Origin of the sequence: Alkalihalobacterium sp. APHAB7, assembly GCF_048323755.1 — a bacterium.
Lineage (GTDB): Bacteria > Bacillota > Bacilli > Bacillales > Bacillaceae_F > Alkalihalobacterium.
This window is the reverse complement of the sequence record NZ_JBLWFS010000044.1, coordinates 1-18,860: the sequence shown is the minus strand read 5'-3', so window position 1 is coordinate 18,860 and position 18,860 is coordinate 1. Positions and strand designations below refer to the sequence as shown.

The window sequence follows — 18,860 nt, the reverse complement described above, 5'->3', positions numbered from 1 at the left end:
AAGCTCTTATGAAGTCCGCTCGACTTGCATGTATTAGGCACGCCGCCAGCGTTCGTCCTGAGCCAGGATCAAACTCTCCATAAAAGTGTTTGATATAGCTCACTTCCACAGGATGTGGTGGCTTCGACGTTGCAACAGGACGTTGCGTTCTTAATCGAAATTCATTCATCACTGTGACGTTTTAAAACATTGACGAGATATCATGTATCTCATTTATTTCGCTTGGCTTTTTGTTCAGTTTTCAAAGAACTTTTTCGTTGTCGTTGTTAGCGACAAGAATTATATCTTATCATGCTAGTAACATTTAATCAACAACTATTTTTTGATAAGTCGATTTTACTTTTAACATCTACCGCTTTTTCAGAAGCAGAAAAAATAACTATATCGATATAACATAACCACTACAATACTTTTTATAGTGTAATTTAATGTTCTATAAAAAGTTCCGTTTGAAGTGACAAGTAATACTATATCAAAAATGAACATATAAAACAAGAGTTTCCTCTATGTAAAATATGGAAGTTTAAATAATAATATTATAACCTTTGAAAAAAAATCTACTCTAGTATATCAGTTTTTACGATTGCATCCCCAGCAATTAATTGAATTGGTGTATCTGATAAGATATGCTGAAATTAAAAGCCACTGGATTGCAATCGTTGAAAGGAAGATATTAAAGATGAAGAAAAATATCGATCAATTTGTTAGGGAAACGACTTCTCGAATAACTGAGTTTAATGTTAAAAATAATGACCACCTAAAGAAAGTCGTAAGAGAAGCAATAACATACTATGAAATGAAATCTCACGAAGAAGTTGACAGAACAGAACAAGGAACTATTGAATATTTGTACATACACTCGATGATCGAAGAAAATCTCCTTTCAAAAGTCATTACACAAACAATTAATGACGACTATGATCATTCTATAGAAGAGATATATCAAGGATATGTTATCAGGAGACATTAATCTTTCTTTCTATTCCTTTTATTCCTTCTATATAAACGCCTCGAAATACGAATAAGGTCAGCCAGATCATCAGTGCTGGTTGACCTTCATTTTTATTTTTTTAATGGCAAATGTTTTACTTTGAAATTAATCCTCTTAGTGCAAAGCTTACATTTTGAGGGCGTTCTGCCATTCTTCTCATGAAATACCCAAACCAGTCTTGTCCAAATGGTACATACACACGAGTCGTATATCCTTCTTTCACGAGTTCTAACTGTAAATTCGTTCGAAAACCATATAGCATTTGAAATTCAAATTGACTTTGCGGGATATTATTTTCTTGCGTGAATTTTTTTACTTCAGCAATGATATGATGGTCATGTGTCGCAATTGCGGTGTAACTTCCACTTTGAAGATGTTTTTTTATAATGCTTAAATAGTTAGCATCTACTTGTTTCTTATCCTGGTACGCTACTTCAGCTGACTCTTTATAGGCACCTTTTACAAGTCTTAATGAAACTCCTTTTAAATCCGCGATATCTTGCTCTGCTCTAAACAGATAGGCTTGAATTACGGTTCCGACATTATCAAATTCTTTTCTTAATGCAGCTAGAATATCTAACGTTTGTTGACAATGTGAGTGATCTTCCATGTCAATACGAACAAAGTTATTGTAGTTTTTTGCTGTTTGAACAATACGACGCATATTTTCTAGACAAAACTCATCATTAATATCCAAACCAAGCTGTGTCATTTTCAGCGAAAGATTACAATTTGCTCCACTCGCAGCGATAGCTCCTAATGTTTTAATGCAATATTCGGTTGCCTCTAACGCTTCTTCTCTACTATCTACAAACTCCCCAAGATGATCTAAGGTACAAACAAGCCCTTTTTCATTTAATTCTTTTACTTTTTCAATAGCACTTTCAATACTCTGGCCTGCAACTACTTGAGATGCACCGAATTTTAGGCCCCATTGTTTTGCGGCTTTATTCATCGCTTTGTTTTTTGAAAGATACATGAAGAATAGCTTCATAGGTTGCTCTAATACCATATATACCCCTCCGTAAATGGACTCACTTTTACTTTCTGAAAATTCAGCTAATTAATTCAAAAAAAACGTTAAAACTAAATACAAACATATTTTTCCAATCGATACTTGAGAGAATGCAGTGAAATGACCCTAGCCATTTCACTGCATTTCATTTCAATTAATACATCTCTGATACTGTTTTTGCTTGCATGTGAAGTGCTAAGTAATCTGGTCCTCCAGCTTTAGAGTCCGTACCTGACATTTTAAAGCCACCAAACGGATGGTAACCAACGATAGCTCCCGTACAATTACGATTGAAATATAAGTTTCCAACGTGGAAGTCACGTTTTGCAATTTCGATATGCTCTCGGTTTTTCGTAATAACTGCACCAGTTAACCCATACTCTGTGTTGTTCGCAATTTCAATTGCATCGTTAAAGTCTTTCGCTTTTGCTAGAGCAACGACTGGTCCAAAAATTTCTTCCTGCATAATACGTGCTTGAGGGTCTAGGTCAGCAAATACTGTCGGTTGGATAAAGTAACCTTTTGAAGCATCCCCTGTTCCCCCAGCTACGAGACGGCCTTCTTCTTTACCAATCTCAATGTACCCCATAATTTTGTTGAACGAAGCATCATCGATAACTGGTCCCATGTAATTGTCATTATTCGTTGGGTCTCCTACTGTCAATTCGTTGGTTAATTGAATGACTTTATTTAATACTTCATCATATACGTCCTGATGAATAACCGCTCGAGATCCTGCTGAACACTTCTGTCCTGAAAAACCAAATGCTGAAACAACAATTGATTCTGCCGCTAAGTCAAGGTCAGCTTCTTTATCAACAACAACCGTGTCTTTCCCGCCCATTTCTACAATCACTCGTTTTAAATGATTTTGACCCGGATGTACGACTGCAGCACGCTCGTATAATCTTGTTCCTACTTCACGTGAACCAGTAAATGTAATCAACGCTGTCTTCGGATGGTCGACTAAGTAATCGCCAACTTCAGCACCACTGCCTGGAATGAAGTTTACAACTCCTTTAGGAAGCCCTGCTTCTTCTAATACTTCGACAAACTTTGCCGCAACAACTGGAGTTGTACTTGCTGGTTTTAATAAAACAGTGTTTCCTGTAACAATTGGTGCTACTGTAGTACCTGCCATAATTGCAAACGCAAAGTTCCAAGGTGAAATAACTACAGTTACCCCCATTGGAGTATAGAAATAACGGTTATGCTCACCTTCACGACTATTTACAGGCTTACCGTCTTTAATGGCAATCATTTGGCGTGCATAGTACTCAAGAAAATCAATAGCTTCTGCTGTATCAGCATCTGCTTCTTTCCAAGGCTTCCCTGCTTCTTTAACGAGATAAGCAGAAAATTCATGCTTGCGACGACGAATGATTGCAGCGGCACGCACTAAGATATTCGCACGCTCTTCTGGTGACGTTTTTCTCCAAGATTCAAATGTTTCATGCGCAACATTCATCGCTTTTTCAGCAATGTCTTTATTGGCTTTAGATACAATTCCGATGATCTCTTCTTTATTTGCTGGGTTGTATGACGTAATTTTCGCTTCTGTTGAAATACGCTCTCCACCAACGACAAGGTCGTATGACTTGCCAAGTTGTCCTTCTACATACTCAAGTGCGGCTTCAAATGCTTTTTTATTATCTTCAATAGTAAAATCAGTAAATGGCTCATGTTTATATGTTGGTAACAATCTAATCACTCCTAAAAGATTTTTTATATGGGTATGAACACTCCACTTGTTAAATACCTTCTATGCAAAAAGTTCAACGTGCTCACTTCACTATTCTTATTGCAAATACCGTGCCAAGTTTTAAAAATACTAATAACCTTTAATTCTTCCTCTTTTATAAAAAAATAGAATAGATCTTTTACAGATTTAATTATACAATTGTGTCAAAAGTGTCTAATCGATTTACATAACTGTCTAAATTATTGTAAGCGGTTACGTAACTGTTAGACCAGTGGTTGTTGGAGGTGTTGATCATGAGTTTAGACATGGCATTAGCTTCATTTGCTTTGCCATTAGAAGACTATAAGGGATCCGAGACAATGGAACGGTATTCTCAACATATGTTGTTATCAGAGATTACGAGTTTACCAAATGAAGATATCGTTTTAGAGGATGAAAATGGTCTGCTTGTTGGTTGGATTCCGTATCGAAAATTAGTAAACGAAGTGTGGAAACAGTGGAAGCTGACATTAACGCATTACAATACTTTACTACAATCTGTTGATGACGCAATCACAGTTGTGGATACTAAAGGCTTTATTCAATCTTGGAACCATAAGGCTGAAGAAATGTATGGTCTAACTTCCGAGGACGTAAAGGGAAAATTGATAACTAGTTTCTTTGAGACTGAATCGGTCGTCCTCATGTCAACTATTAACGAGAGAAAAGGTGTTATAAAAAAGTACAATCAACCAAAACCTGACGTGCATGTGTTAATTAATACTTCTCCTATTCTAATAGATGATAACGTTGTGGGCGGCATTTCCGTTGAACGAAACATAACCGATATTGTGAAATTAAATGATGAACTTTCATCAACAGCAGCTTCACTCCATGAATTAGAAAGAAATGTCCACAATGAACAAACCCCTTTTAGTAAAATAAAAGGAAGAAGTCCGGTGTTACAAGAAGCTCTTTATCTCGTAAGTAAAGTATCGAAAACCGAAGCTACTGTTTTAATTACTGGAGAAAGTGGTGTTGGAAAGGAACTATTTGCTGAAGCGATTCATAAAACGAGCCCTCGATCAGAAGCACCTTTTGTTGCCATCAATTGTGGTGCCATTCCTACAGCCTTAATTGAAAGTGACCTTTTCGGATATGAACAAGGAGCATTTACCGGTGCAGTGAAAGGCGGAAAAAAAGGAAAGTTTGATGCTGCTCTTGGTGGTACGATCTTTTTAGATGAAATTGGAGAAATGCCATTAGAAGTCCAAGTTAAGCTACTTCGTGTCCTTCAAGAAAAGCAGTTTTACCGCGTTGGGGGGGCAGACCCTATTCCAACAGACGTGCGAATTATTGCTGCAACACACCGAGATTTGGAAAAAATGATTGAAGAAGGAAGCTTTCGTGAGGATTTATTTTACCGTTTGAACGTTATTTCAATATCCGTTCCTCCGTTGCGTGAACGTAAAGAGGATATACCAGAACTCGTTCAGTTATTTTTACAAGAATTCTCGATTAAATATAAGATCCCAATTCCAGAATTAGATCCTGAAGTAATGTACATGTTTTTGCAGCATCCTTGGCAAGGAAATGTGAGACAGCTTCGAAATATGATTGAGAGGTTAATTATTTTAGCTGATGAAAACGAACGAATTGAACCCAAGCATCTACCAAACAATTTTGTAAAACAACCCACCCCTATAGTTGAAACAATTGAAAGTAATCATTCTAACCTCGACTTAGATGATAAAATTAGAAATGCACTAAAATTAACATATGGCAACAAAACGGCAGCTGCCAAGTTATTAGGGATCTCACGGGCAACTTTGTATAACAGAATGAAGAGTATGAGGTGAGTTTTCCTATTTTTACTTTTTTTATTCTAATTATAATGTCAAAATAGTTTAGGATTAATACTGGTTCTTTAAGGAAGATAGAATGGCTATATTTTATTACCCACAGTACTATTGATTGAAGGATTCGCCGAACTTAACAATTACAATAAATAAACGATCAGCAGTAAGATTTTACTAGCTGATCGTTTTTTAATTATTATTTATTTCCTATAAACAGCGACTCATGACTACTAGAGGCTAATAACGATCGATCAAGGTCTTTGATTGCTTTTCTTCCAGAAAGAGCCAGTGTTAAGTCAATTTCCGCAATCATATTACGGATGACACGTTTCACTCCTTCTTCTCCACCGGCAGCTAATCCGTAAACATACGGACGTCCTAATAATACGGAAGTTGCCCCTAACGAAAGAGCTTTTATGACATCAGACCCGCGACGTATCCCACTATCAAATAAAACAGGAATTTTCCCTTGAACTACGTCACACACCTCTGGAAGCGCTTCCAAAGCACCGATCGCTCCATCCACTTGGCGACCACCATGATTCGAGACAATAATACCATCTACACCATGTTGTAATGCTAGTTCTGCATCTTCACGATGTACAATTCCCTTTAACAAAATCGGCAACTTTGTATGTTCACGTAAAAAAGCAAGATCTTTCCATGTTAAACTAGCATTTGAGTAGATACTAAAAAAGTATTGGATAGCTGAACGGATATCTTCTCGTGGGGATTTCTCAAGCTTTGAACAAAAAGCCGGATCAGATAAATAGTTAGCAATCCCGATGCCATTAATAAATGGTAAGTAAGCATTTCTTAAATCTTTTTCTCTCCAGCCTAACATTGGTGTATCAAGTGTCACTACAAGTGCGGAATAGCCGCTTTCTTCAGCACGTCTCAGCATACTTGCTGTTACATCTTGGTCCTTTCCCCAATAGAGTTGGTACCAACGCGGTGCATCGCCCATTACATTTGCAATCTCCTCCATCGAGAACGATGACGCTGTACTCGCTATGTACGGTATACCCATTTCAGCAGCAGCTTTAGCCGAGCCAAGCTCCCCTTCTTCATGAATAATCGATTGAACACCAATTGGGGCTAATAGAATAGGAGAATGATAGGTTTGTCCAAACAAAGAAACTGATAAATCTCGCTCTTCCACATCACAAAACATTCGCTGTTGAATTTTAATACGATCAATTGCTTCACGATTGGCTTCCATTGTTGATCCACTTCCAGCCCCGCCAGCAACATACCAATAAGGGCCATCTTCTAATGTTTCACGAGCTAATCTTTCCCACTCTTCAAATGCAACTGGAAATTTTTGATTTTCCTTGGCTGTTTCGGGTGAATATACCTGAAATTGAACTAAATCTCCATAACCACTCATATGTAACTACCTCCAATGATTGAAATTCACTTCCAAGTCAGAGAGTTCGTTTATTGTTAATGATTAGTATGAATAGACCAAGATGTTATCTATTACTATAGGACAGCTGCTTCATTTACTAAGAATACTGACTAGTTAGTATTTAAAAGTATCATAAACTATTTATTTTAATATTTCAATATATTCTGTTAAATTATGTATAAAGGAATTCCACAACACTTAGAAAGGTAGTTAATTTTCCGTAGGAACTTTATGATTAGGAGGAGATAAAACCGAAGGCAGTTGTGTATTACGTTAGAAATGTCACTTAATAAAAGAGTAGTCTTACTATCTTAAAAAAGGATGTAAAATCTAGTAATTTTACATCCTTTTTAGTTTGAGATGGCTGACTAAAGTTAAATTATCTTGTTTTTATTGCTACTTCTTGAACTATTTCATAAGAGCGTAATCGCTCATTGTGGTCATAGATATGACTATTAATAATCATTTCATCGGCTTGGGTTTCATTTAGGAAATCCTGGAGTTTTTCTTTTACTGTTTCCGGACTTCCAATAACAGAAGACCCTAACTGTTTTTTAATAGCATCCTTTTCAATACTCGTCCATAAATGTTCCATCGACTCTATTGGTGGTTGCAATTGGCTTGGCTGATTTCTTATAAGACTTAAAAACGCTTGTTGATGGGATGTTGAAAGCCACTGTGCTTTTTCATCTGTATCTGCAGCAATGACATTTACTCCTACCATAGCATACGGCTTTTGCATTACTTCGGATGGTTGGAAGCTTTGGCGGTATAAGTTAAGAGCAGGGACCGTATACTCTGGTGAAAAATGACTAGCAAAAGCAAAAGGCAATCCAAGCTTTCCTGCTAATTGTGCACTAAAGCCACTAGAACCTAGAAGCCAAATGGGGATCTGTAATCCTTCTCCAGGATAAGCTCGAACCCGTGGATTATGGCTTGTAGGATCAGGGTCAAAATAAGAGCGTAGTTCTGCTAACTGATCCGGAAAGTCATGTCCGCTCCGTAAATCTCTTCGTAGGGCATGGGCCGTATACTGATCACTGCCTGGTGCACGTCCCAGCCCAAGATCAATTCGTCCCGGATACACAGATTCAAGCGTCCCAAATTGTTCAGCAATTACTAATGGAGCATGATTTGGTAACATGATGCCGCCTGAACCCACTCGAATTTTCGTTGTTCCACCAGCGATGTATCCGATTAAGACAGATGTTGCTGAACTTGCAATGCCAGGCATATTATGGTGCTCGGCAACCCAAACTCGATGGTATCCCCACTTTTCAGCATGTCGGGCAAGATCTAAACTGTTTTTAAAAGAGTCAGCAGCCGAACCGCCTTGAACGATTGGCGCAAGGTCTAAAACAGAAAATTTTATATCGTGAATTTGTTTTTGAGTCATTCTATTCACCCTCTTATGTATTCTAGAACTTATTATATGTAGTAAGTACGGAAGTATCTATTTAGTACCTCTAAATATCATTTTGTCATTTTACACGTTCTATATGATAATTTCTAGTTTTCTGCCTGCTATTAACCAGAGCAAAAAAAAGAGGCTGACCAAGCAGCCTCTTTCAACTATTACTTTACTTTTAATTCGTTTCCTTCGACCGACACATTGATTTGATCTACTTTTTCTTTCTCAATCATTAACGCCGTAATTTTATTTTCAATGTGGTCTTGAATAACGCGACGTAACGGTCTAGCACCAAATTCCGGGTGGTATCCTACTTCAGCAATTCTTTCTTTGGCCTCTTTCGTAACTTCAATAAAAACACTTTGTTCGTTCAATGTTGCCATTAGTTCTTTCAACATAATGTCGACAATTTTAATTAAGTCTTCTTTTGTTAAGTGCGCAAATTCAATAATAGAGTCAATGCGATTTAGAAACTCGGGTTTAAAGTAATTCTTTAAAGTTTCTAACTGTACCATTGTCTCTTCTAAAGTTTGGGAAGCCCCAAACCCAATTGCTGGCTTTTTCTTATCTGTCACTCCTGCATTTGATGTCATAATAATAACCGTTTCATTAAAATTAACGACTCTTCCTTGACTATCTGTTAAACGACCGTCTTCCATAATTTGTAGGAAAACATTCATCACATCAGGGTGTGCTTTTTCAATTTCGTCTAGTAATACAATTGAATATGGGCTTCGACGAACTTGTTCTGTCAATTGCCCTGCTTCATCGTGTCCAACATAACCCGGTGGAGAACCGATAAGCCTTGAAACAGAGTGTTTTTCCATATACTCACTCATATCTAAACGAATCATCGAGTCTTTGCTACCAAACAACTCTTCCGCTAATGTTTTTGTTAGTTCTGTTTTTCCAGTACCCGTCGGCCCAACAAATAAGAAGGATGCAGTTGGACGGTGTTTTGGTTTTAACCCTACTCGTGCTCTCATTACTGCATTGGCTACTTGTTCAATTGCTTTTTCTTGACCGATTACTTTGTGAGCAAGTCTGTTTGGTAAGTCTTTCATTTTTGATTGCTCATCTTTTTGAAGCTTTCTAACCGGGATACCTGTACTTGCTTCAATAATGGCTTGAATGTGCTCTACTGTCACTTCCGTTGTTTGTTCATTCGGTTGCTCGTTTTCTAGTCTCTCTTTAATTTCTAGCTCTTCTTTACGTAGGTTTGCTGCTTTTTCATATTGTTCTTGTTGTGCTGCAATTTGTTTTTCTCTATCGATTTCTTTTAATCGTTTTTCTAAGTTTTCTGTATCCGGTCCAACTTGTGATAGATTTAGTTTTGAACCTGCTTCATCTAGTAAATCGATTGCTTTATCTGGTAAAAAACGATCTTGAATGTAACGCTTTGAAAGAGTGACGCAAGCTTTTAGTACGTCATCTGAATATTTTACATTGTGATAGACTTCATAGGCTGGTCGAATGCCTTTTAAGATTTCAAAGGCTTCTTCTTCTGTCGGCTCTTTTACGATGACAGGTTGGAAACGACGCTCTAACGCTTGATCCTTCTCAATCATTCGATATTCTTTAAGCGTTGTTGCACCAATGATTTGCATGTCACCTCGTGCAAGTGCCGGTTTTAAAATGTTCCCCGCATCCATTGAACCTTCTGCAGAACTTCCTGCACCTACCATCATGTGAAGCTCATCAATGAATAGGATGACATCTTCTCGATGCTGTAATTCAGTAATGAGTTCTTGCATTTTTTCTTCGAATTGTCCGCGATAACTTGTACCAGCAACTAGGGAATTAATGTCTAACGTGTAAACTTCTTTATTTTTTAACTTAGCAGGAACTTGACCATTCACAATTTTTAAAGCAAAGCCCTCAACAATTGCTGTTTTCCCAACCCCTGCTTCACCAATTAATACAGGATTATTTTTGTTACGACGATTTAAAATTTCAATCGTTCGCTCAATTTCTTTGTCACGTCCAATCACCGCATCAATACGACCATCTCTTGCTTCTCTTGTTAAGTTACGGCCGTGTTGGTCTAAGAAACCATTTCCTGCTCCCTGTTTTGGAGGCATTTGCTTAAACGTCTGATGATGCTCATCATTTGGCATGTGCTGAGAAGATTGAAAGGAATTAAAGAAATCGCCAAAATAATGATTTAAGTTAAAGTGGCCTGAACCTAAAGATTGGTAGGCTTCACTGTAACAACTAGAACATAAATGAATCTGATTATGTTGCTCATTTAACATAACATTCATTTTTACGTTTGCTTGTTTTGCATTACATTTTTGACATAACATCATTCAACCTACCCCCTCTTTAATTTTGACTATCTTTGACCTTTTATATAAATAAAAATCCCAACAAATTGCGGGATCTCATTTATATATTGTAATTTAATTATAACTGACCTTCTTTGACTTTTCAAGAGTATAAGAAATATTTTGAGGTAGCAGGCACCTTTACCACTGTGCTGAAGTAAAGGTGCCTGCTACCTCTTTTTTACTCTTTCTTTACGCTTCTTTTAGCCGTTGACAATCACTCCACCGTTTAGATGGAGAATTTGACCTGACATATAGGAAGAATCTTCACTCGCTAAATAAATATAAGCAGGTGCGAGTTCTACGGGTTGGCCTGCACGCTGCATTGGTGTCGTACTTCCAAACTCAGATACTTCCTGCGCTGTAAATGTTGACGGAATAAGCGGTGTCCATATTGGCCCTGGCGCTACGCCATTTACTCGAATCCCCTTTTTAATAAGGGATAATGATAACGATCGTGTAAACGTAACAATAGCCCCTTTAGTTGCTGAATAGTCAATCAACTTTTCATGACCTTTATAGGCTGTAACAGATGTTGTATTAATGATACTGCTCCCAGACTTCAAATGAGGTAATGCCGCTCTAGTTAAATAAAAAAATGAAAACATATTTGTTCGAAATGTACGCTCTAACTGCTCACTCGTAATATTTTCAAAATCCGTTTGCGGGTGTTGCTCAGCAGCATTATTGACTAAAATATCTAATTTATTAAAACCACTAATTGTTTGCTTAATCACATCTTGGCAAAAACTCTCATCTCCTAAATCACCAGCGATATTTATACAACGTCTTCCTTCCTCTTCTACTTGTTTCTTCGTTTCTTCTGCATCCGAATGTTCGCTTAAATATACATTAACAACATCTGCCCCTTCTTTTGCATATCCGATTGCGACCGCACGACCAATCCCGCTGTCAGCTCCCGTAATAATAGCAACTTTGTCTTGTAATTTTCCAGAACCTTTATAACTATAATTTTCATCTGTCGGATGAGGATTCATTTGTGACTCTATACCTGGCTGCTGATTTTGATGTTGTGGCGGAAACGTTTGATGAGGTTGATTGGATGATGACACGAAGACACACTCCCTTATTTATTTGAGTTATTTAATATGTAAGAAACAGTAAATTTTACTTTTATAGCATGTCAGAAAATCCTAACCCCTATTCAAAAGAATCAATTGATTCAACCAGTCACCAATGGATCTTCTTTACTTCTGGTTCAGGTATGCGTTAAACACAAAAACTACATTTTCAAGTAGCATCTCTATAGCACACTAGCGCACAAAAAACGGTACCAAATCAAATACCAAGTAAAAAGAGCACTGCAAGAAAAAATCTTACAAGTACTCTTTTCACTTCTATTATTATATTGGGTCCATTACTTTTGATAAGGAATATTTAATAATTCAGGAACTGTCACAAACTCAAATCCTAATTCCTGAAGTTCTGGAATCATGATATCCAAAGATTCAACTGTATTCGTTCGATCGCCGTCCCACTCAGCTCCATCATGAAGAAGTACGATTGCACCTGGATGTGCGTTACTCAACACACTAAATGCAATATCTTCAGGTGGTGGTTCTCTCCAATCAAGTGTGTCAATCGACCAGCCGATCACGTTATAATTTAATTCGTCTAGTTTTTCCACAGCTTCATTATTTAAAAAACCATATGGTGCACGAAACAAGCTTGTCCGGTAGCCGATAATTTGATTCAGAAGTTCTTCAGTTTGCATGACTTCTCTTTCTAAAGTAGCCATATCACCCTCAACAAGATTAGGATGCCAATAGCTGTGATTTCCTACTATATGCCCTTCATTGACCATTCGTCTAACGATATCTGGATAAGCTTCGGCTCTTGCCCCCATTACAAAAAAGGTTGCCGGAACATTATACCGGGCTAAAGCATCTAGCACTCCCTCAGTATAACGTGGATCAGGACCGTCATCGAAGGTTAAAGCAATTCGATTAACTGTATCGGGCCCACGTAAAATTACGATATCTGGGTACCGTTGTTGTAATACAATATTGGAAATCGGCCCACGTACCGCCTCCTCATCACCTCCCTGTAAATCAGGCAATCCTTCGACTTCACGTGGATTATCTTTGTCTTTCTTAAACCACCATTCTTGTTTGACATCTTCAGCTGGTTTTTCTTCAGCAGAACTCACCATCGGTTGCAGCACAGCACCGAATAGAAAAGCCATGATAAATAGCCACTTCACAACGTTCTTTTTCACAAAGTCATCTCCTTATTCAATTTATGTACGTAGTTATTTTTTATTTAAAAAGGAGGATTATTCATAAAATGGCAATGTTTTAGCTGAGGATATAATTAAAGTATTATTTCTCATTTGGACCCGACCTTAAACTAAACTCTTTACATATTTGAATGTAGAGAGGGATTCTATCTCTAACTCAACTCAAACTTACTTTAATAAACCATGAGAAATAGGAAAGAGTCTGTATCATTTTAGATACAGACTCTTTAAGAATTTGATAATAGTTACCTTATCTTTTTATTGTTTTAGACCTTCAATAAAGACACTGACATTATGCTTCGTCATGCCAATATATGTTTCTGCACCGCTACCTGCAGGACCAACTGCATCAGTGAATACTTCCCCTGCAATTGGAACACCTGTTTCATTTGAGATGGTTTCCATATAGCGTTTATCAACTGTTGACTCAACAAATACTGCTGGAACATTACGATCATTGACTAGATCGACAAGTCTTGAAATTTGTTGTGGAGTTCCCTCTTCATGAGAGTTAATTTCCCATACACCTTCTGTATCAAACCCGTAATCTGCTCCAAAATATTTGAATGCATTTTCACTTACAATGATTACGCGGTGCTCTTCTGGAATTCCTGCAACCTCTTCTTCAATCCAAGCATCAAGCTCTTGTAACTCCGCAATATATGCATCGGCATTTGCACGGTATATCGATTCACCTTCTGGATCTCTTTCAATTAAATCATTTACGATGTTCTCCACATACGTAATCACATTCTTAGGACTTAACCAAGCATGTGGATCATCCTCATCGTCACCAACTAGTGGAATTGGTGTTACACCTTCAGAAACAGCAACAATATCAGTATCTGAAGCGTTAGAAACTACTTTTTCTAACCACTCTTCTAAATCAAGACCATTCACATAGAAAACATCTGCATCAGCAACCTTTTGAAAGTCACTTGGTACCGGCTCATATTCGTGCGGCTCCTCTCCTACTGGTACGATATATTCTACACTACCATGGTCGCCAATAATATTCTCAATAATATCCCCTAAAACTGAAAAACTCGTTGTTACCTTTAGCCCATCCCCTGCCTCTGTTGAAGCATCATTTGAAGAACAAGCTGCTAAGAAAAAACTAAAAATTAAGATGAAGCTTAAACTTAATAATGACTTTTTTTGAAACATTGTCATTCCCCTCTCCTTTGATATCATTCTTAATATTCGTGTTAACCAGTGGCATTAGAATGGTAATGGTTGTATGTAGTTAGGTAATTATTATCTACTCTGTTTGTCCATGGTTAACCTTTTTGCACTTAGGCAACTTTTAACGCAAAAAAATTTCACGTTAAAGTGTATTCATTGTTAATTAGATTGTGTCTTATTCATTTTTGAACAAGGTATAATTTCTTGTCCTTAACAACATTTTTTTACCCAGTGCAAAACCTTATGATTAATTATATAAAATAATCAAATTACTGTCTAGACTTTTAGTGAAGAAAGTATATACTTTATTGCACGCCTCTAGAAAACAAGAAAGAGGTTTACTCAAAAAAATTTATAGGTAAACTTTCCCCCCTCAGCTTCTTAATATAATGAAAGGACTTATAGCTATACAATTTCAATCGTCCTTTCTTATTAAACGGATATTTATATTGAAATTAGGTAGGCGATAATCTATATCCATAAATTCATCTCATAAATTTGAGAATCCTACCGTACTGGTAAGAAGATATACAAACAGAGGAAAATAATTATGATGATATAAGCCCACAACCCATTTGAAAATATTTGCCTAATTCTCATTTTTACCCCTCACTTTTCCTTATTTAAGTTTTCATAAGGGCAACTTTTTTATTGTAAGAAAGCAGTATTAATATTTTTTATAAATAGAGATTTATAATACTGTATTATTATTTGCTTTTCAGGAAAATTATGTGTTTGTCAAGAGCAAAAAAAGAGGTGCCCATTTTATGAACACCTCTTTTTACGTATTTACAGCTTGTGTTTATACTCATACTTATTGTCTTTGGACTCGACTTTTATTTCCACTTCAACGGAGGCCCAGTCGTAACCGTAAGAAGTTATAATGTTTTTTACCACTTGCTGTAAGTCTTCTGGGTTATTTAGTTGAACACTAGAAAAGGTTTGAGCCAGAAAATCATCCGCTTTTTTCCCTTTCATTTTCATTTTCTCTTTCCCATGCTTGATTTCCACTTCTGCTTTATCTTTTTTCTTTTTCTGTTCTTGTTTGATTTTTACCTCAAAGTCATCATTCTTAATTTTGATCTCCAACTTTTCGATACGGTTTAAAAAGGCTGAGGGCTCAGACTCTCCTTGCTTTGCTGAGACCGCTTGCTTTGTTTTAGAAACGTCTATATCTTCTTTTATAACTTCTTGTTTATCATCTTGAGGAGTTAAAGGACCCTCATTTTTATTTTCATTACTAACATAAGACTGGTCTTTTTGATGGTTTGCTACTATAATTACCTGTTCTTCTTCAACCACAACCGGTTCTTGTAATACACCCTTATGATTACCGTGAAGTGTGTCATACTCCTCTTCACTCATTATCGTTGTTGAAGTATCCTTAGAATAAGGATCTGCATTAAAACTATCCGCTAATACAAGATAGCTAAATGAAAGAATTAATGTAAACAAAGATCCAATTAACATATATCCAAACTTACCCATAACTTCCCCCTATAATTAATCATCTTTTTATTATATAGGAAGAATGTTTTGTTTCCATCGACAAAATGAACTGAATGCCTACTATATCTATAGTACTAATTATTTTGACTAATCGTAAAAATAAAAGTAGTGAACCGACATGGGTCCACTACTTTTACACGTTATATCTATATTAAGTCAACTATCTGCTAATAAACATTTGCGTCCAGTAGTTCCCGTTTCCATTATGTCCCACACCAATATGCGTGAAGTTTCCATTCATAATGTTAGCACGATGTCCTTCACTATTCATCCATGCTTGTACAACTTGTTCTGCAGATTGCTGTCCTTGCGCAATGTTTTCAGCTGCAGCATTATAATCTACACCGAAGTCACGAATCATATCAAACGGTGAACCGTAAGTAGGGCTTGTATGTGAAAAGTAGTTATTTTCTTGCATATCATTTGATTTAGCACGTGCTACATTACTTAACGAAGTATCCGCCTGTAAATCAGAAAGTCCTGCCCTTCTTCTTTCAGCATTCGTTAAATCAATAACTTGTTGTTCAATTTGGCTTATACCTTCTGCACGCTGTTCAGGTTGAGCGGGTGTATCATCGGCCGCTGGTTCTTCCTGTGGTTGTTCCTTAGGTTCCTGTTGCTGTTCTGGTGTTGCTTCTGGCTGTTGTGGCGCTGCTTCAGGTTGCTGTGGTGCAGGTTGTTGCGTACCTGGTTGTTGTGCAACACCTTCACGCAAGCGGCGTTGAATATCTTCAGGTGATAATTGAACTCCTTCAGGTAGAAGTCTGGCTATGTCTTCTCGTGTTAATTGTCGTCCTTCTGGAAGATGCCTTGTAATATCTTCAGGTAATAGTCTTTCTATATCTTCCTGTGTAAATTGAACAGCACGTTCCTGCCCAGGAGTCTGCTGTCCTTGACCATCAATAATAAATTCATACTTGGCATGTTGTACTTGAACTGCTTTCGTGTGAGGATATTCATTACTTGGAATTGTTGTTATTTGGCTCGATACTTGCCCATATCTAACATCGTCCCCTTCAATTGCAGCTCCTTGATCAGCTTCAAAAACATTTCCACCATATTGTTGGCCGCAAGCACCTAAAAAGAGAAGTAATAATCCAATGATTGAAATTAATAAGTGTTGTCTTTTCATAAGTATTAGCTCCTTTAATTGATTAATTTCCTACTTTATTATTTTTCTTTTTTGGAGTTAAATATTGATGGTAAATATCGAGATTAAGATTATTATTTGGCAAAAAAAATAAGCCCTCATATAGAAAAGAGAGCTTAAGCTAATTTTCAAAAAAGATTTGGGTCTTTTCCTTGTTCATCTAGTGAAACTTTCCATCGTGGTAATCGGAAAACGCTTGCCTGATTTCTTCTTCTGTATTCATGACGAACGGACCATTTGCTACTACATGCTCTTTAATCGGTTCACCTGCCAAAAGAATTCCATGTAATTTTTCACTTGTGCTCTTAATTCGGATGACGTCTGAGTCTCCTCCTTGCTTATCACTTTGCCCTAACCATATCACTTGGTTTTTTACACCTTTTATTTCTTCTTTACCAAAAAGTCCGCTGCCTTCAAGAATATAAATAAAACCGTTATAACTTTTTGGAATATCTGGCATTATTGTTTTCTCTAATGAAACTTCAAAATTAATCATTGTTACAGGAGTATAATTTAAAGTTTCAGCTTGATACTTGCCATAGGAACCTGAAAATAACCGGATAACAGCCCCTTCTTCTTTAATTTCTGGCATATTTCTTTTATATAGATCTTGGTAGCGTGGACTAGCTGATTTATTTACCTTCGAAAGGTTAACCCACAACTGCAAACTATGTACTGTACTTCCTTCGACCGGGTCCTCAACATGACTGATCCCTTGTCCTGCAGTCATCCATTGAACATCTCCTGCTTTTAAAAGCCCTGCACCGCCATTACTGTCTTTATGTTCCAACTCGCCATCTATAACATATGTAACAGTCTCCATTCCTTTGTGAGGATGAAATCCAAATGTTCCTTTTGTAAACCAATCTTCTGCCATCAAAAGAAATGGATCAAAATCATACCAATGACCGGGTTCTAATACCCAGCCTTGTGTATGACCTTCTCCTCTAACTTGATGAGTAACATCCCATTTTTTTAAGATCGATCGTTCGCTTTTCAACGTCATATCTTTATCACACCTTTCTTGTTTTACTATATAATTTTAGGACGATAAAGAGCAATGAATACGCTTTTTATTCCGACAGGTCAACAGTATTTTAAAAGAAAAGTTTATGTATTATTATAAACGTAACCTTTTCCTGAAGGAGTTTTAGCAATGAAAATTGTAGTTGTATCTGATACTTGGATTGCATCATTTTCGGACACTCGCACATTCCTATAATAAAAAAAGTAGGAAGCGTGTTGCTATTTAATCCTGGATCTGCGACAGATAAACGCAAGCAAACTCACTTTTCCTATGGTATTCTTCATATTGTTGAGTCTATTGAGCCCGAGCATGTTTTTTATGAAACCAAGAATTAATAACTAGTTACTCCTCTTGATCTTCTTTTGGATCCTCTTGGTAATGTTCATTTAAATATTCATTTTCAGTTGTTGCAAAACTAACCGAAAGAAGACTTTGCTCTGGCTCCATTCCGTAATAACCTTTGCGCTTATCATTGATATCCTCACTACTTTGAAACAATGGTTCTTTTTTGGACTTAGTCATTTGGAATCTCTCCTTAGATAGTTTGCGTGTATGAATAGCTTGTACTGCTTTAGAATTTCTTATTATGCTACATGATTTGAATTAAAAGCGTTTACATACTAGGCAAACTCACAATCCGTTTGGATTGTGAGTTTGCCTAGTAACGTCCCTCTAAACCTTTCTTTCCTTCGGGGATGTGGATCCATAAAATCTAAGCTTCGATGCCTCTCATGTTTGTTTTACGAAAAGAAAAGTTTCCTCTCACAGGGGACATGTTACCTGCTCCATCCTTTCTCACAATGTTTCCTAAAGCAGCTTTCCCTTATGTTTTTTAACTAGGTACTATTGCTTCGAGTTGGCGGGTACCATTGGAGGATGTTAGTCTATTATTTCTCGGTCTAAGAGACCCTTATTTATACAATAATCATCGTTTTTATGACTTTGGAGCACTGAGAGGCTCTTATTTACTTAAAATCATCTGATATTCACAAAAATTTCTTGGAATAAGGGCCTGTGAGTGCCCTTATTCGTCC

At 36.9% G+C, this 18,860-nt stretch carries 15 protein-coding genes and 1 rRNA gene; 3 read left to right on the top strand and 13 right to left on the bottom strand.

All coding sequences use genetic code 11. From position 1 onward, the window contains the following. Positions 1 to 84 (bottom strand): 16S ribosomal RNA (locus ACNSTQ_RS22240); the annotation flags it as partial. Positions 85 to 679: 595 nt separating this feature from the next. Here ACNSTQ_RS22240 and ACNSTQ_RS22235 point away from each other — a divergent pair. Beyond that, positions 680 to 970, top strand: coding sequence for a DUF6407 family protein (locus tag ACNSTQ_RS22235; protein ID WP_418201932.1), 291 nt, complete (start codon positions 680 to 682; stop codon positions 968 to 970). 115 nt (positions 971 to 1,085) lie between these two features. On the opposite strand, the gene ACNSTQ_RS22230 is transcribed toward ACNSTQ_RS22235, so the two are convergent. Both ACNSTQ_RS22230 and pruA read right to left on the bottom strand, forming a co-directional pair. Continuing rightward, on the bottom strand, positions 1,086 to 2,003 hold the full coding sequence (locus ACNSTQ_RS22230; RefSeq protein ID WP_418201931.1) for a proline dehydrogenase family protein: 918 nt from the start codon (positions 2,001 to 2,003) through the stop codon (positions 1,086 to 1,088). Positions 2,004 to 2,160: 157 nt separating this feature from the next. Continuing rightward, positions 2,161 to 3,708, bottom strand: coding sequence for an L-glutamate gamma-semialdehyde dehydrogenase (gene pruA, locus ACNSTQ_RS22225; RefSeq protein ID WP_418201930.1), 1,548 nt, complete (start codon positions 3,706 to 3,708; stop codon positions 2,161 to 2,163). A 293-nt stretch (positions 3,709 to 4,001) separates the two neighbouring features. On the opposite strand from pruA, the gene ACNSTQ_RS22220 reads away from it, so the two are divergent. Then, on the top strand, positions 4,002 to 5,546 hold the full coding sequence (locus tag ACNSTQ_RS22220; protein WP_418201929.1) for a sigma-54 interaction domain-containing protein: 1,545 nt from the start codon (positions 4,002 to 4,004) through the stop codon (positions 5,544 to 5,546). A 196-nt stretch (positions 5,547 to 5,742) separates the two neighbouring features. Here the strand turns inward: ACNSTQ_RS22220 and ACNSTQ_RS22215 are convergent, their stop codons facing one another. The 9 genes from ACNSTQ_RS22215 to ACNSTQ_RS22175 form a co-directional block, all read right to left on the bottom strand. Further along, positions 5,743 to 6,936, bottom strand: coding sequence for a lactate 2-monooxygenase (locus ACNSTQ_RS22215; protein ID WP_418201928.1), 1,194 nt, complete (start codon positions 6,934 to 6,936; stop codon positions 5,743 to 5,745). A gap of 400 nt (positions 6,937 to 7,336) precedes the next feature. After that, entirely contained in the window at positions 7,337 to 8,353 is a 1,017-nt protein-coding gene (locus tag ACNSTQ_RS22210; protein ID WP_418201927.1) for an LLM class flavin-dependent oxidoreductase, read from the bottom strand. 179 nt (positions 8,354 to 8,532) lie between these two features. Beyond that, on the bottom strand, positions 8,533 to 10,674 hold the full coding sequence (locus ACNSTQ_RS22205; protein WP_418201935.1) for an AAA family ATPase: 2,142 nt from the start codon (positions 10,672 to 10,674) through the stop codon (positions 8,533 to 8,535). A 224-nt stretch (positions 10,675 to 10,898) separates the two neighbouring features. Then, positions 10,899 to 11,768 (bottom strand): SDR family oxidoreductase, encoded by an 870-nt coding sequence (locus ACNSTQ_RS22200; RefSeq protein ID WP_418201926.1) that lies wholly within the window; start codon positions 11,766 to 11,768, stop codon positions 10,899 to 10,901. A 305-nt stretch (positions 11,769 to 12,073) separates the two neighbouring features. Continuing rightward, entirely contained in the window at positions 12,074 to 12,934 is an 861-nt protein-coding gene (locus tag ACNSTQ_RS22195; protein WP_418201925.1) for a polysaccharide deacetylase family protein, read from the bottom strand. A gap of 279 nt (positions 12,935 to 13,213) precedes the next feature. After that, a complete protein-coding gene (locus ACNSTQ_RS22190) occupies positions 13,214 to 14,122 on the bottom strand; it encodes a metal ABC transporter substrate-binding protein (protein WP_418201934.1) in 909 nt (302 codons plus the stop codon). 807 nt (positions 14,123 to 14,929) lie between these two features. Then, complete coding sequence (locus tag ACNSTQ_RS22185; protein ID WP_418201924.1) at positions 14,930 to 15,628, bottom strand: hypothetical protein; 699 nt, start codon at positions 15,626 to 15,628, stop codon at positions 14,930 to 14,932. A gap of 181 nt (positions 15,629 to 15,809) precedes the next feature. Beyond that, positions 15,810 to 16,781, bottom strand: coding sequence for a CAP domain-containing protein (locus ACNSTQ_RS22180; protein WP_418201923.1), 972 nt, complete (start codon positions 16,779 to 16,781; stop codon positions 15,810 to 15,812). 178 nt (positions 16,782 to 16,959) lie between these two features. Continuing rightward, on the bottom strand, positions 16,960 to 17,799 hold the full coding sequence (locus tag ACNSTQ_RS22175; protein ID WP_418201933.1) for a pirin family protein: 840 nt from the start codon (positions 17,797 to 17,799) through the stop codon (positions 16,960 to 16,962). Between the two features lie 182 nt (positions 17,800 to 17,981). On the opposite strand from ACNSTQ_RS22175, the gene ACNSTQ_RS22170 reads away from it, so the two are divergent. Continuing rightward, complete coding sequence (locus ACNSTQ_RS22170) at positions 17,982 to 18,161, top strand: metallophosphoesterase family protein (RefSeq protein WP_418201922.1); 180 nt, start codon at positions 17,982 to 17,984, stop codon at positions 18,159 to 18,161. A gap of 7 nt (positions 18,162 to 18,168) precedes the next feature. Here ACNSTQ_RS22170 and ACNSTQ_RS22165 read toward each other — a convergent pair whose 3' ends face one another. Then, a complete protein-coding gene (locus ACNSTQ_RS22165; RefSeq protein ID WP_418201921.1) occupies positions 18,169 to 18,348 on the bottom strand; it encodes a hypothetical protein in 180 nt (59 codons plus the stop codon). Positions 18,349 to 18,860: the final 512 nt, after the last annotated feature.